This window comes from Polaromonas sp. P1_F4, assembly GCF_056405675.1.
Map to the genome: position 1 here is coordinate 64,570 of NZ_JBFUBP010000013.1, position 13,514 is coordinate 78,083.

The 13,514-nt window shown below is 63.1% G+C and carries 11 protein-coding genes and 1 pseudogene; 5 read left to right on the top strand and 7 right to left on the bottom strand.

From position 1 onward, the window contains the following. Positions 1-27: 27 nt before the first annotated feature. The 3 genes from AC1DYQ_RS20720 to AC1DYQ_RS20730 are packed head-to-tail and all read right to left on the bottom strand — an operon-like array spanning position 28 to position 2,389. Complete coding sequence (locus AC1DYQ_RS20720) at positions 28-780, bottom strand: hypothetical protein (RefSeq protein ID WP_477688375.1); 753 nt, start codon at positions 778-780, stop codon at positions 28-30. Then, positions 777-1,229, bottom strand: coding sequence for a hypothetical protein (locus AC1DYQ_RS20725; protein ID WP_477688376.1), 453 nt, complete (start codon positions 1,227-1,229; stop codon positions 777-779). Before AC1DYQ_RS20725 ends, AC1DYQ_RS20720 begins: the two co-directional genes overlap by 4 nt. Before the next feature lie 8 nt (positions 1,230-1,237). After that, positions 1,238-2,389: a slipin family protein gene (locus AC1DYQ_RS20730; protein WP_477688377.1), complete on the bottom strand. Its 1,152-nt coding sequence runs from the start codon at positions 2,387-2,389 to the stop codon at positions 1,238-1,240. 749 nt (positions 2,390-3,138) lie between these two features. Here AC1DYQ_RS20730 and rtcR point away from each other — a divergent pair. Next, a pseudogene (gene rtcR, locus AC1DYQ_RS20735) lies at positions 3,139-4,647 on the top strand (RNA repair transcriptional activator RtcR); the annotation flags it as partial. A 106-nt stretch (positions 4,648-4,753) separates the two neighbouring features. Here the strand turns inward: rtcR and AC1DYQ_RS20740 are convergent. Further along, the gene (locus AC1DYQ_RS20740) at positions 4,754-5,365 is read right to left on the bottom strand and encodes a helix-turn-helix domain-containing protein (protein WP_477688378.1); all 612 of its coding nucleotides are present in this window, start codon (positions 5,363-5,365) and stop codon (positions 4,754-4,756) included. Positions 5,366-5,440: 75 nt separating this feature from the next. Between AC1DYQ_RS20740 and AC1DYQ_RS20745 the strand changes: the two genes are divergently transcribed. From AC1DYQ_RS20745 to AC1DYQ_RS20755, 3 genes are all read left to right on the top strand, one after another. Continuing rightward, positions 5,441-6,574, top strand: a complete 1,134-nt coding sequence (locus AC1DYQ_RS20745; RefSeq protein WP_477688379.1) for an NAD(P)/FAD-dependent oxidoreductase — start codon at positions 5,441-5,443, stop codon at positions 6,572-6,574. Positions 6,575-6,637: 63 nt separating this feature from the next. Continuing rightward, positions 6,638-7,636 carry a Bug family tripartite tricarboxylate transporter substrate binding protein gene (locus tag AC1DYQ_RS20750; RefSeq protein WP_477688380.1) on the top strand — a complete coding sequence of 333 codons (999 nt, stop codon included), beginning with the start codon at positions 6,638-6,640 and terminating at the stop codon, positions 7,634-7,636. Positions 7,637-7,842: 206 nt separating this feature from the next. After that, positions 7,843-9,360: an amidase gene (locus AC1DYQ_RS20755; RefSeq protein WP_477688381.1), complete on the top strand. Its 1,518-nt coding sequence runs from the start codon at positions 7,843-7,845 to the stop codon at positions 9,358-9,360. A 65-nt stretch (positions 9,361-9,425) separates the two neighbouring features. On the opposite strand, the gene AC1DYQ_RS20760 is transcribed toward AC1DYQ_RS20755, so the two are convergent. Further along, the gene (locus AC1DYQ_RS20760; protein ID WP_477688382.1) at positions 9,426-10,784 is read right to left on the bottom strand and encodes a glycerate kinase type-2 family protein; all 1,359 of its coding nucleotides are present in this window, start codon (positions 10,782-10,784) and stop codon (positions 9,426-9,428) included. A 133-nt stretch (positions 10,785-10,917) separates the two neighbouring features. Here AC1DYQ_RS20760 and AC1DYQ_RS20765 point away from each other — a divergent pair, with 133 nt between their 5' ends. Beyond that, positions 10,918-11,253 (top strand): DMT family transporter, encoded by a 336-nt coding sequence (locus tag AC1DYQ_RS20765; protein WP_457279830.1) that lies wholly within the window; start codon positions 10,918-10,920, stop codon positions 11,251-11,253. A gap of 25 nt (positions 11,254-11,278) precedes the next feature. Here AC1DYQ_RS20765 and AC1DYQ_RS20770 read toward each other — a convergent pair whose 3' ends face one another. Next, positions 11,279-12,259, bottom strand: coding sequence for a tripartite tricarboxylate transporter substrate binding protein (locus tag AC1DYQ_RS20770; RefSeq protein WP_477688383.1), 981 nt, complete (start codon positions 12,257-12,259; stop codon positions 11,279-11,281). Positions 12,260-12,338: 79 nt separating this feature from the next. Next, a complete protein-coding gene (locus tag AC1DYQ_RS20775) occupies positions 12,339-13,427 on the bottom strand; it encodes a tartrate dehydrogenase (RefSeq protein ID WP_477688384.1) in 1,089 nt (362 codons plus the stop codon). Between the last annotated feature and the right edge of the window lie 87 nt (positions 13,428-13,514).

Consider the following 13,514-nt stretch of genomic DNA (forward strand, 5'->3'; position numbering starts at 1 on the left):
TCTCGATTTTTGTTCGTTATTCTGAATTCATTGCACCATACCGTCCGCGGCGGCACGGGCGTAGTTCACCAGTTCGGCGTCGTTAGGCACGGTAGTGATAAAGCGCGCAATGCGCTGGTCGATAGCTTCCTTGCGTTGTAGGTCATGCACCGTATGGCCAATTCCGTGCAATGCGGATCTTTGTACTTCGCGAAAGGGCATATCCAGCATTTCGCACAGCACATGCCACACAGCGTCGCGCCACTCCGGAATGTGTTTTGTATTCCAAAAAGTCGGCCACACGTCAAACCACATATGGCACACAAAGTCCAGGCGAGTGACGCCGCTGGCATCTTCCGTTGCCTCTGCAGGGTCCAGTCGCGGTCCTATGCAGTCCCTCCACAAGGAAGGAAAGGCCCACATCATCTGCATGGCGTCGGCCAGAGGTACCGAAGGGTCGTTTGCCATATGTGGAATATTTCCCGCGTTGTTGCTCATCACATGGTTAAGGCCCATGCCCACTTGTTGGTTGCAATACGGAACCAGGTCGGCACCCGCATTGGCAAACAGCACGGTCTGGATGCGCGTCCACTCCAGTGGTGTGGCGGCAAACTCGGGCTCATCGATATTCCAGTACCACTCTTGCTCGTTTGCCGAAGGTACAGGCCGGTCAAAAAGATAGCGCAAAGCCGCCGCGTACAGCACGGGGTCCAGGCCAACGGTCTCCGCGGTCAATACGGCGGAGGTCCTCGCCTGCCGTTTCTGTCTGGGTGTCAACTTTTGTTTTTTCATGATCGTCATTCCCGCATCTGTGGTGCTGTGTAATCCACCAACCAACATCCGCCTTCATGATTGGTCACCAGGGCCAGTTGACCCGGTATCAGAGATACAAAACCCTCCAGCAAGGTACCTTCAGAGCCGCGCTCGCGCGAGCACAGGCGTGCCTGGAGCAGCGAAAGCGCCAATGTTTCGACACTCTCGCTGCTATGACCACAAGCAAGCACATGCGCTTCACGTACCCCACGCACCTGTGCCAGCGTTATGGCCTTGTCCACCATCGCAGCCCACCCCATACACGGCGGTTGGCTCTCGTACACATCACAGGGCCATACGCGCCACGGTTGAATCTTCCGCCATTTCGCCGGCTTTCCCTGCAATAGCGTGACCCACCGCTCGGCATACGTCGGGGCTACGCGTCGGAAGAGCGCAATGAAATGTGCCAACTGCGTGTCAGTTGCGAACACTTGCATATCAATACTCAACGCAGCTTCACCAGCCCGTTGAGCACCTGGTCAAGACCGCCGAACACGGAGATCTTGTCGATACGCTCAGCCACACGCTCCAGCGTCTCCAGCTCCTTCATGCGCAGGACAATCGGGTTGTCCTCCATGATCTTGGCCGTGTTCAGCAGCGAGCGCGTTGCCGCGGTTTCTTCACGACGGCGAATCGCGTTGGCCTGGGCCGCCTTCTCGGCCTCCACAACTTGCGACAAGATGGTTTTCATCTCACCGGGCAGGATGATGTCTTTCACACCCAGGCTTTCCAGCTTCAGGCCGGCGCCCGCCAGCCGTTCACGGGTGTGCCCGGCAATGATCTCGTCCAGCGCGGCCTTGTTCTCCAGCAGCTCGTCGAGCGTGCGGGTCCCTACGGCCGCGCGCAGGCCCAGTTGCAGTTCGCGGTAGATCTGTTCGGACGGCTTGCCCCACTGGGCAAAGGCCTTCAGCAGATCGTCATAACGCCAGGTAGCCGACAGGTTCAGGCGCAGGCTCACCTTGTCGCGGGTGAGGATTTCCTGCCCGCTGACTTCCAGCGCCTGCGAACGCAGGTCAATGCATTCGACTTCGACCTTGCGGCCGTAGCGCCAGAAGCCATACGCACCGGCGCCGAGCAACCCGGTCACCTTGCCGTCCAGCGTCAGCACACCGGCGTGAAAGTCGGGCACCTGCACCAGCAGCACGCCCTCCAGGCCCTTCACCGGGCGCTGGCGCAATTGCGTTTGGCCCAGTGTGGCCACGAGGCCGGCGGGCAGCTTTTCGCTGTTCGCCACGCCCTGGTCGATATCGACCACGTCGATACGGATGTCGTTCAGGCCCTTCCAGTAGAGCTTGCGGGTTGCGGGCGCCAGCACTTCGACCAGCAAGCCGTTCTCATAGCGCAGGCCTGCCTGCGAATCCGACAGCGCAGCCAGCACAAACTCTTGCGCCACCACCGCCGGCTCTTTGGCCATGAAGTAGTCAGCAAGGCCGTGCGTGAAAGCCGCCTGCTCCATGGCGAACGTTTCCACCCGGACCTGGTCGGCGCCGGCATACACCCAGTGTTTACCGGGCTGCAGCACGCGCTCGAAATCGCCGTTGCGCAGCAACAGGCCGCGTTCGTTTTTCTTGATCTTGTATTGCTTTATTCCAAACATTTTCTTCTCCGTTTTCTTTTTCGTTTTCTTCGTTGTTCTTTTTCATTCAACAAAAACATAGTCCGCATCAGCAACAGCCGCGGACTCGGGGTGCAGGCACTTTCAGGTGAGGGGCCTGGCCATGAGATCTCTCGATGTCACGTCCGGCGTCTTCACTGTCCGGTGTCGCAGTACCTTCGCACTGGCAACTGTTGCCGGTGGGTGCTGGCCCTGCACACTGCCGCGGTTTCCCGTTGCAGCCTGCATCCACTTTTCCCACTCGCGGCACGTTCTACTAACTTCCAAGTAAGCTGATTTTTTACGTCAGCGTTAGGCGGGATTCGAACCCGCGACAGTCGCGTTAAAAACACGGTGCTCTACCTTCTGAGCTACAGAATTTAGGCATCAGGAATCGAACCTGTCGGGGCGGCTCCTCTACCTGAGCCGCCCCTTGACCACATGCCTTGGTGCCAGCGCATTCGTTGCCGCGGCATACAGGAGACCTAGGGCAACCCGGGCCTTCCTGCACCAGCGGGGCCCGGTTTCCCGGAAACCCCTGCTTGTGAGCGAACAACTTTCTCATCTGACACCTTCTTTATTGCAGGCAACGTGCCAGGCTTGCGCGGCTCGCTGGTCGCGCTTAAAAGATTGTTGATTTCATTAATTATTTTCCCTCTATAGAGCAGTTAACAGGTCAACTTTCCTTCTTTAAATTTCGCCATACTTAGCTTTAAAGCTAGTACATTAGAAATATGAAGAAAAAAGTGGTGATGGGTTTCCTGGGTACCCAACTGGATTCAGGCCTGAGTGCTTCGCGTTGGGAGAAATGGCGACCGACGGTGTCGATCGCACAGCATGAGGACCTGATCGTCGACAGGCTGGAGTTGATGCACGACGTGCGCAACAAGGCGCTGGCCGAACGCGTGCGCGATGACGTGATTCAGCTCTCGCCCGGCACCGAGGTTCGCCTGGTCGAGATGAATCTGGCCAACCCCTGGGATTTCGGCGAGGTCTATGGCGCGCTGTATGACTGGATGCGCGCCTACGCCTTCGACACCGAGCGCGAAGAGTACTGGGCGCACATCACCACCGGCACCCATGTAGCGCAGATCTGCCTGTTCCTGCTGGTCGAGGCGCGCTTCATTCCCGGCGTTCTGTTGCAGACGGCGCCGCCCAGGGGCCGGCAAGGCCAGGGTGTGGGCAGTTATGAACTGATTGACCTGGACCTCTCGCGCTATGACGCGATCAACACGCGGCTTGCGGTGGCGCAGCAAGACGCGGTGTCCTTTCTCAAAAGCGGCATCGCCACACGCAACCCCCGCTTCAACAAGTTGATCGAGGAAATCGAACACATCGCCGTCCAGAGCAAGGCGCCCATCCTGCTGACCGGACCGACCGGCGCGGGCAAGTCGATGTTGGCGCGGCGCATCTTCGAGCTCAAAAAGTCACGCCACCAGGTCAGCGGCAGCTTTGTCGACGTGAACTGCGCGACGCTGCACGGCGACGGTGCGGGCTCCACGCTGTTCGGCCACAAGAAAGGGGCGTTCACCGGGGCGACGAATGACCGTCCCGGCCTGCTGCGCACCGCCGACAAGGGCGTGCTGTTTCTTGACGAGATTGGCGAGCTGGGCCTGGACGAGCAGGCCATGCTGCTCAAGGCCGTGGAAGAAAAGCGCTTCCTGCCCGTAGGCGCCGACAAAGAAGTCGAAAGCAGCTTCCAGCTGATCGCCGGCACCAACAAGGACTTGCGTCTGGAAGTGGCCCGCGGGCGCTTCCGCGAGGACCTTTTTGCGCGTATCAATCTGTGGACTTACACCCTGCCCGGCCTCAGCCAGCGCCGGGAAGATATCGAGCCCAACATGGACCACCAGCTCATGCTCGCATCCGAAGATCTGGGCAGGAAAACCCGCATGACCGCCGAAGCCCGCGCAGCCTACCTGCGATTTGCACAATCGGGCGAGGCCATCTGGGCCGGCAATTTTCGCGACTTGAGCGCATCCATCACCCGCCTTGCCACGTTGGGCGACAACGGCCGCATCGGCGCGAGCCTGGTGGAGGCCGAGATCGCGCGGCTACGCTGGCAATGGCAGGCCACCGAACAGGAAGCCAGCGGCGGCGCTGCCTCACTCACCGAATTAATGGGAGACGCCGCGGACACACTTGACTATTTTGAACAGCTGCAGCTTCAAGCCGTGATTGAGGTCTGCCGCAAAAGCGCCTCCCTCAGCGACGCCGGGCGGGCGCTCTTCAATGTCTCACGTACCCAGCGCAGCGTGGTGAACGATGCGGACCGGTTGCGCAAATATCTGCTGAAATTTGACCTGACCTGGGAGATGCTGTCGATCTGAACCTGGGCACAAACCCAAGATACAAGGCCACGCGGCCCTATTCGCTCATCACCACCAGCACCTGCGCATCGCTGCGCCCCAGCGAAAGGTAGATGTGGCCCACGCCGCTGTCGAAATAGGCCGACTCATGGCGCCCCACTTCGATGACTTCACCGGTCTCGAACTCGATGCGCACGCGGCCCGACAGCACAATCACGAACTCCTGCCCTGCGTGGCGGATGAAATCGGGGAACTGGCTGCGGCTGCGCGCCACAATGCGGCCGTGCATCGGCGTCATGCGCTTGCCCGGAAAACCCGCGGCCAGCGCGCCGTAGTCATAGTTGCCCGAGCTGTAGGCCGGCGCACCGCCTGCTTCGGACCACACCACCACGGGCGTCGCCGCGCCCGGCGGAGGCGCCGCGGCCCGCGCGTCCAGCAGTTGCCCCACGTCCAGCGACAGCGCCCGCGCCACGGCGGCCAGCTTTTCATAGCTGACCGAAATCTGGCCCAGCTCCATCTTGGACAGCGTGGACAGCGCGACGCCGGAACGGCCGGACAGGTCCTTGAGCGTCAGCCGCCGCACCTTGCGGTGCCCGCGCAGGCTCAGACCGAGCCGCACCCGGTCCGCCTCGGGGGCGGCGGCAGGGTTGCGGGCGGGGCGTGCAGGCATGGTGTTTTCCCTTTTTTCGAAAAATCCCGGTAAATGGGCTGGACAGGCACGATTCTCGCATGTGAGAATTCTCAAATGAGAGAATTTGACATCCTGATCTTCGGCGCCGGCATTGCGGGCGCATCTTTGGCCTGGCGCCTGGCCGGGCAACGCAGCGTTGCGCTCGTCGAACGTGAATCCCAGCCGGGGTTTCACTCCACCGGCCGGTCAGCAGCCATGTTCATGGAAACCTATGGCCCGCCCATGGTGCGGGCGCTGACGCGTGCCAGCCGCGGGTTTTACGAACGGCCGCCGGAAGGGTTTCACCCGGCGCTGATACAGCCCCGGGGCGTGCTTTACCTTGCCACGCACGGCCAGGAAGAAGAACTGGCGCACACCCGCCAGGAACTGTCCGCAAGCTGCCCCGGCCTGGTGACGCTGGACGCCGGCACCACGCTGGCCCATGTGCCCTGCTTGCGGCCCGATGTGGTGCACGGCGCGCTGTACGACGCAGGTGCGCAGGACATGGATGTGCATGCACTGCATCAGGGCTTTCTGCGCGGCTTTCGCCAGAAGGCCGGTACCGACGGAGAGCTGCGAACCGCCGCCACACTGACACAGGCCACGCATGACGGACAGCGCTGGGCCCTGCAATTCAGCGACGGCGAGACGCTGCGCGCCAAAACCGTGGTGAATGCCGCAGGCGCCTGGGCTGACGAGCTGGCCGCCATGTTTGGCGCGCAGCCCATCGGCCTGGTGCCGCACCGGCGCAGCGCCTTTACCTTCAAGGCGCCCGAGGGCATGGACGCCTCACACTGGCCCGCCGTGGTGGGTGTGGACGAAAGCTATTACTTCAAGCCCGATGCCGGGCAGCTGCTGGGCTCACCCGCCAATGCGGACCCGACGGTTCCGCACGACGTGGTTCCTGAAGAGCTGGACATTGCCATGGGTATCCACCAGATCGAAAGCGTGTCGACACTGACGATCCGCCGCCCTTCCAGCACCTGGGCCGGCCTGCGCTCTTTTGTACCCGACGGGGAAATGGTGATTGGCCACGACAACGCCTGCCCCGGTTTTTTCTGGCTCGCGGCGCAGGGCGGCTACGGCATCCAGAGCGCGGCCGGTGCAAGTGCGCTGGCCGATGCGCTGATCCGCCAGGCGGCGCTGCCTGAAGAGCTGCGCCAGCAAGGCGTTGAAGCCTCCAGGCTCGCACCGGCCCGTTTGCGTTAACTCTTGAGCCCGCCCCTTCGAATCACCCCCTTCCGATTGATCAAATTTTCAACGAGGCCTACCATGCAACACATGTCTTTCAAAGCAATGCGCCGCACGCTGGCCGCCAGCGCTGTCTTTTTTTGTGGACTTGCCGCCGTGGGCGGGCCCGCCCATGCGGCCGAGTTTCCTGAGCGGCCCCTCACACTGGTCGCACCCTTCCCAGCCGGCGGCGCGGCCGACGTGCTGGCGCGCATCCTTGGCAAAGCCCTGGGTGATCAGCTGGGCCAGCCCGTGGTGGTCGAAAACAAGCCGGGCGCCGGCACCGCCATAGGCGCCGCCGCAGTGGCCAATGCCAAGCCCGATGGCTACACCCTGCTCGTGAGCTCCAACTCCACCTTCACACTGAACCCGGCGCTGCAACCCAAGCTGTCTTATGACCCGGCCAAGGGCTTTGAGGCGATAGGCATGGTGGGCTCAGTGGCGCTGGCCATGCTGGTGAACCCGTCGGTCACGGCCGCCGACGTGCACCAGTTCGTGGCGGCGGCCAAGGCCAATCCGGACAAATACCTGTACGGCAGTTTCGGAAACGGCACCAGCTCCAACTTCGCCGGCGCGATGTTCAATACGGCCACGGGCCTGAAGATGACGCATGTGCCCTACAAAGGCTCCGGCCCCCTGATGACCGATCTGATCGGCGGCCAAATCCCGGTGTCTTTCGACACCGTGGTCGCCGCATCGCAGCAACTCAAGTCCGGAAAGATCCGCGTGCTGGCCGTGGCCATGAACAAGCGCTCGGCCCTGCTGCCGAATGTGCCGACCATGGCCGAGGCCGGCTACCCGGCCGTCGACATGAACGCCTGGCTGGCCGTGGTGGCGCCCAAGGGCTTGCCGGCGCCCGTCAAGGCACGGCTGGAAAAGGCCCTGGCCACGGTGATGGCCAGCACCGAAACACTGGACAAGCTCAAGGCCGCCGGCTTCGAACCCGGCTATACCGCGGTTCCCGACTGGTCCGGCTTGGTGACGGCCGAGATCGCGCGCATGAAGGCGCTGGCCGAACGCTCCCAGATCAAAACAGATTAGTCATGACGGCCCCCACGCTCGCCACTTCGTGTGCTTCGCTGCCCCCCCCCGAGGGGGCGCGTTCCGCCTTGGGGCGGCCCGGCGGCGAGACCTGGCCCCCACGCTCGCCACTTCGTGTGCTTCGCTGCCCCCCCGAGGGGGCGCGTTCCGCCTTGGGGCGGCCCGGCGGCGGAACATGACCATTTCCTTCGACACAAGACATTGATATGCACTCCACCCTTCCAGACATCTCCGCCGTTGAACTCCGCAGCCTGATCGCCAGCCGCGAGGTATCGCCGGTGGAGCTGATGGACGCCTGCATAGACCGCATCGAACGCCTCAACCCCGCCATCAATGCGATCTGCGCGACCGACTTCACGCGCGCGCGCGAGGGTGCACGCGAAGCCGAAGCGCAAGTGATGCGCGGCGGGCCGCTGGGCTCTTTGCACGGACTGCCGTTGGGGGTGAAGGATCTGCAGGACACCGCGGGCCTGCTCACCACCTACGGCAACATAGGACTTCGCGGCAACGTGCCGGCCAAAGACAACGCACTGGTGGCCAAACTGCGCGCGGCCGGCGCCATCGTCACGGCCAAGACCAATGTGCCCGACATGGGCGCCGGCGCCAACTCGCGCAACCCGGTGTGGGGCGCGACGGGCAACCCGTTCAACCCCACGCTCAACGCGGGCGGTTCTTCCGGCGGCTCGGCGGCGGCGCTGGCAGCCGGCATGCTGCCGATCTGCACCGGCTCCGACACCGGCGGCTCGCTGCGTATTCCGGCTTCGCTCTGCGGCGTGGTCGGCCTGCGGCCTTCGCCCGGACTGGTGGCCAACGACGCCCGGCCGCTGGGCTGGTCTGTCATCTCCGTGCTGGGGCCGATGGGGCGCAACGTGGCCGATACGGCGCTGCTCTTTGCCGCCAGCGTTGGCGCGAACGCACGCGACCCGCTTTCCTACCCGGTGGATGCCTCCACGTTCTGGCCCTTGAAGCAGGTGGACCTTTCCACCTTGCGTGTGGGCACCACGGAAGACTTTGGCATGTGCATCGTGGACCCGGAAATCCGGCGCGTGTTCCGCCAGCGCGTGGAAGCCGTACGGCCGCTGGTAGCGAGCTGCGAGCCGATAGACCTTGAGCTGGGCGATGCCGACCGCGCCTTTGACACGCTGCGCGCAGAAAGTTTTGTAGCAGCATTCGCCGACACCTATCGCAACGCTCCCGAAACCCTGGGCCCGAATGTACGCGCCAACATGGAAATCGCGGCCGCCATCACGCTGGCGGACCGCGCCTGGGCGCACCTGGAACAAACACGCATTTCGCGCCGCTTTGCCAAGGCTTTCGAGCAATACGACATCATCCTGGCGCCCGTCACGCCGGTCACGCCCTTTCCCTGGACGGAGCTGTATGCCGGCAACATCGACGGCCAGGCCATGCGCAACTACTACCACTGGCTGGGCCTGACCTATGTGGTGACCCTGGCCACCAACCCGGCGCTCGCGCTGCCCTGCGGCAAAGACGAACACGGCATGCCCTTCGGACTGCAGGTGATTGGACGGCTGCACGCCGATACGCAACTGCTGGCTGCATGCCAGGCGCTGGAACAGGTCTTTGAGGCCAGCGACACGCTGCGCAGGCCGCAACCCGATTTGCAAACTTTGCAGACGGCACGGCCGGAACTCAAATCCATCGTCACGCATCCGCCCGAAATCAGCGCGGCGCCCGGCACAGGTGGTTTGACAGCCGTGTGAGGCTTTTTTTCGCCTGTTTTATGTATCAAACAGGCCCGCAGCGCAGGTAGAACCTGCGCGAGCAGCTACAAAATCAATAGCGCCCGAAAGTCATTGACGTTGGTATGTGTGGGCCCGGGAATGACCAGGCCACCCAGCGGCTCGAAGTAGCCGTAGGCGTCGTTGCGGTCCAGGTACTGGTCCAGCTTCATGCCTTTGGCCAGTGCGCACTGCAGTGTGTCGGGCGCTACATAGGCACCCGCGTTGTCTTCCACACCGTCGATGCCGTCGGTGTCTGCTGCCAGCGCATACACGCCCGGCTGGCCTTGCAGGGCCAGGGCCAGGCCCATACAGAATTCGCCGGCACGGCCTCCGCGGCCGCGCGGCGTGCCTTCTGCTTGCTTGCGAACGGTCACTGTGGTTTCCCCGCCGCTCAGGATCACGCAGGGCTTGCTGAAGGGCTGCCCCTTGAGCGCCACGGCACGGGCCAGCGCCGCATGCACCTTGCCGACCTCGCGGGATTCACCTTCCATCTCGTCGCTCAGGATGTGCGCCTGCAAGCCGGCTGCGCGCGCCACTGCGGCGGCAGCCTCCAGGCTTTGCTGCGGCGTGGCGATCATGTGCACCTCATGGCCTTTGAAGACCGCGTCGCCCGGCTTGGGGGTTTCGAGTGCGCCCTGCTCCAGCAGGCTCATGATGGCGCCCGGCACTTCAATGCCGTAGCGTTGCAGGATGGCCACCGCCTCGGCGCAACTGGTGGCGTCGGGCACCGTCGGGCCGCTGGCGATGATGGACGGATCGTCTCCCGGCACATCGCTGATGGTCAGCGTCACCACACGCGCCGGCGCGCAGGCTGCGGCCAGGCGGCCGCCCTTGATGCGCGAGAGATGTTTGCGCACGCAGTTCATCTCGGAAATATTGGCGCCACTGTTGAGCAGCGCCTTGTTAATGCGCTGCTTGTCTTCCAGCGTCAGGCCTTCAGCCGGCAAGGTCAGCAACGCCGAGCCGCCCCCCGAGATCAGGCACAGCACCAGGTCGTTTTTGCCCAGCCCCTGCACCATGGCCAGGATGCGCTGTGCAGCTTCCAGCCCTGCCGCATCCGGCACCGGGTGCGCGGCTTCGACAATCGCGATGCGCTGTTTCAGTCCCTCGGGGCGCGGCGGAACGTGGTGGTAGCGGGTCACGACCAGGCCTTCAAGCGGTGCGTCGGCGGGCCAAAGTGCCTCCACCGCCTGCGCCATGGAACCGCCCGCCTTACCCGCACCGATCACGATGGTGCGGCCGCCGCTTTCGGGGGTGGGCGGTTTGGGCAGGTAGCGTGCGGTGTTCTCAAGCGGCAGCGCGCGCGCAACGGCGGCGGCGTACAGGTGCTCGAGGAACTGGCGCGGCTGGGTGGCGGCGTCCGGGATGGGCGTGCCGGGGGTAGGTGTCTTGGCTGCAGTCATTGAAATGTCTCCACCCCGGATTGTGCCGTGGTAACCGGGCAGTAACCCGGCAACGCGGGAGGGTTTGGGATTTCGCCGGAAAGGCAGCTTCCTAGAATGAGCCTTCATCCACCGAAGCAGAAAGAAGAGCCTCATGAACGCTTACCTGGCCCTGGGCATTGCCATCGTTGCCGAAGTCATTGCCACCACGGCACTCAAGTCCAGCGACAGTTTCACGCGCCTGGTGCCCTCGTTGATCAGCATCGCGGGTTATGGCACCGCGCTGTATCTCCTCACGGTGACGATGAAGTCCATCCCTACCGGCGTGACCTACGCAATCTGGTCGGGCCTGGGCATTGTGCTGATCAGCATCACCAGTTTCTTCGTTCACCAGCAGAAGATTGACCTCTGGGGCATGGTGGGGATGGCGCTCATCATTGCCGGCGTGGTGGTGTTGAACCTTCTTTCCAACACCACCAGCCTTCACTGAGGCCCCGGTCTTGCGGCCTCGGGAGCTACTTTTTCCCCAGGCCCAGGCGCTTCGCACCTTCGGTGTAGATACGGATGCGCTCCTTCATGAAGCCGTCCATCTGGTCCAGGCCCACGCTGACGAGTTCAAAGCCATTTTTGGCGGCGAGTTCCTTCATCTCGGGGTCGTTGTTCAGCACGGCCCACATGTCGGACAAGCGCCTGCGCGCCTCCAGCGGGGTGGATTTGGGCACGCCAATGCCGCGGTAGGCGCCGTCCACCCAGTCCACACCGAGCTCCCTGAAGGTGGGCACGTCGGGCATCATCGGGTGGCGTTTTTCCATGGCGACTGCCAGCGGGCGCACCCTGCCCTTGTTGCCGATGGCAAACGGCGTGTAGGTCATCGCACCGTCGACCTGCGAGCCGATCACGGCCATCGACATGTCGCCCGTACCCTTGTAGGGCACGTAGGTGCTCTTGACGCCGAAGGCAGCGTTGAGCCGCTCATGCGCCGCATGGTTGGCGGAGTTCAGCCCCGAGCCGCCCAGGTTCAGCTTGCCGGGGTCTTTTTTGGCTGCGGCGATGAAGTCTGCAAACGTTTTGATCGGGCTTTTCTCGGGCACCACCAGCACGTCGGGGGTGTAGTGAAACCAGAACACCGGCACGATGTCGGCAGTCTTGTACTGCACCTCGCCCTCGATGGGCTGGAACACGATGTGCGGCAGGTTGATGCCCACTACATTGAGGCCGTCGCCCGGCAGGCTGTTCATCTGGCCCCACATCAGGCCGCCGCCGGCGCCCGCCTTGTACTGGATGATGGTGTCGACGGCCGGGCATTTTTTCTTGAGCACGACCTGCTGGTGGCGCGCCGACAGGTCCGACTCACCACCCGGTGGAAAGGCCTGCCAGTACAGCACGTTCCTGTCGGGGCACACCACACTCGCTGCGGGCGCGGCAGTCTGCGCCATCGCGGCGGGCACTGCGACCATGCAGAAAATGCCTATCCACTTTTTCACTTCAACTTTCATGGTGTGTCTCCTGAATGTTTCTGAAGCGGAAAACTCGCCGTCATGCGTAGCCTGGTTGCACCGGCTTTCACTGAAAGGCTCAAGCGGCCTGCAGTAGTCGCTGCCTGCCGACCTCTGCACAGACGGCCTCGGTGACCTGCGCCGTGGTAGCGCTTCCGCCCAGGTCGCGCGTATGCAGGGCGGCGTTCGCGGTCGCCTTTTCAATCGCCGCCATCAACACCGCGGCCGCACCGGTTTCGCCCAGGTGCTCCAGCAGCATGACACAACTCCAGAAAGTGCCAATAGGGTTCGCCAGGCCTTTTCCCATGATGTCGAAGGCCGAGCCGTGAATCGGCTCGAACATGCTCGGGAAGCGGCGCTCGGGGTCGATATTGCCGGTCGGTGCAATGCCCAGGCTGCCGGCCAGTGCAGCGGCCAGGTCGCTCAGGATGTCGGCATGGAGGTTGGTGGCGACCACGGTATCGAGCGAAGCGGGGCGATTGACCATGCGCGCGGTGCAGGCGTCGACCAGTTCCTTGTCCCAGGTCACGTCCGGAAACTCCCGGCTGATCTGCAGCGCGATCTCGTCCCACATCACCATGGCATGGCGCTGGGCGTTGGACTTGGTGACCACGGTCAGCAGCTTGCGCGGGCGGGACTGGGCGAGCCTGAAGGCAAAGCGCATGATGCGTTCAACACCGGCGCGGGTCATCATCGACACATCGGTGGCCACTTCGATCGGGTGGCCCTGGTGGGCGCGCCCGCCTACGCCTGAGTACTCGCCTTCGGAGTTCTCGCGCACGATCACCCAATTGAGCTGCTCCGGTGTGCAGCGCTTGAGCGGCGCGTCGATGCCGGGCAGGATGCGCGTGGGCCGCACATTGGCGTACTGGTCAAAGCCCTGGCAGATTTTGAGGCGCAGACCCCAAAGCGTGATGTGGTCGGGGATGTGCGGGTCGCCGGCCGAGCCAAACAGGATGGCGTCTTTGTCGCGCAGCGCGTCCAGGCCATCCTCCGGCATCATCATGCCGTGCCGGCGGAAGTAGTCGCCGCCCCAATCGAAAGCACTGAAGCTGAAGGCGAAATTTTTTTGCGCGGCGGCCAGGGCTTGCAGCACCTGCTGGCCGGCCGGTATGACTTCCTTGCCAATGCCGTCGCCGGGGATGCAGGCGATCTTGTAGGTCTTCATGTTGGTTCCTCTGTTTTCTCGGTTGTGATCTGCTCACTGTAGCGATTGGCACAGGCAATAAAACCTCTTAAAGTAAGATCACTGTTA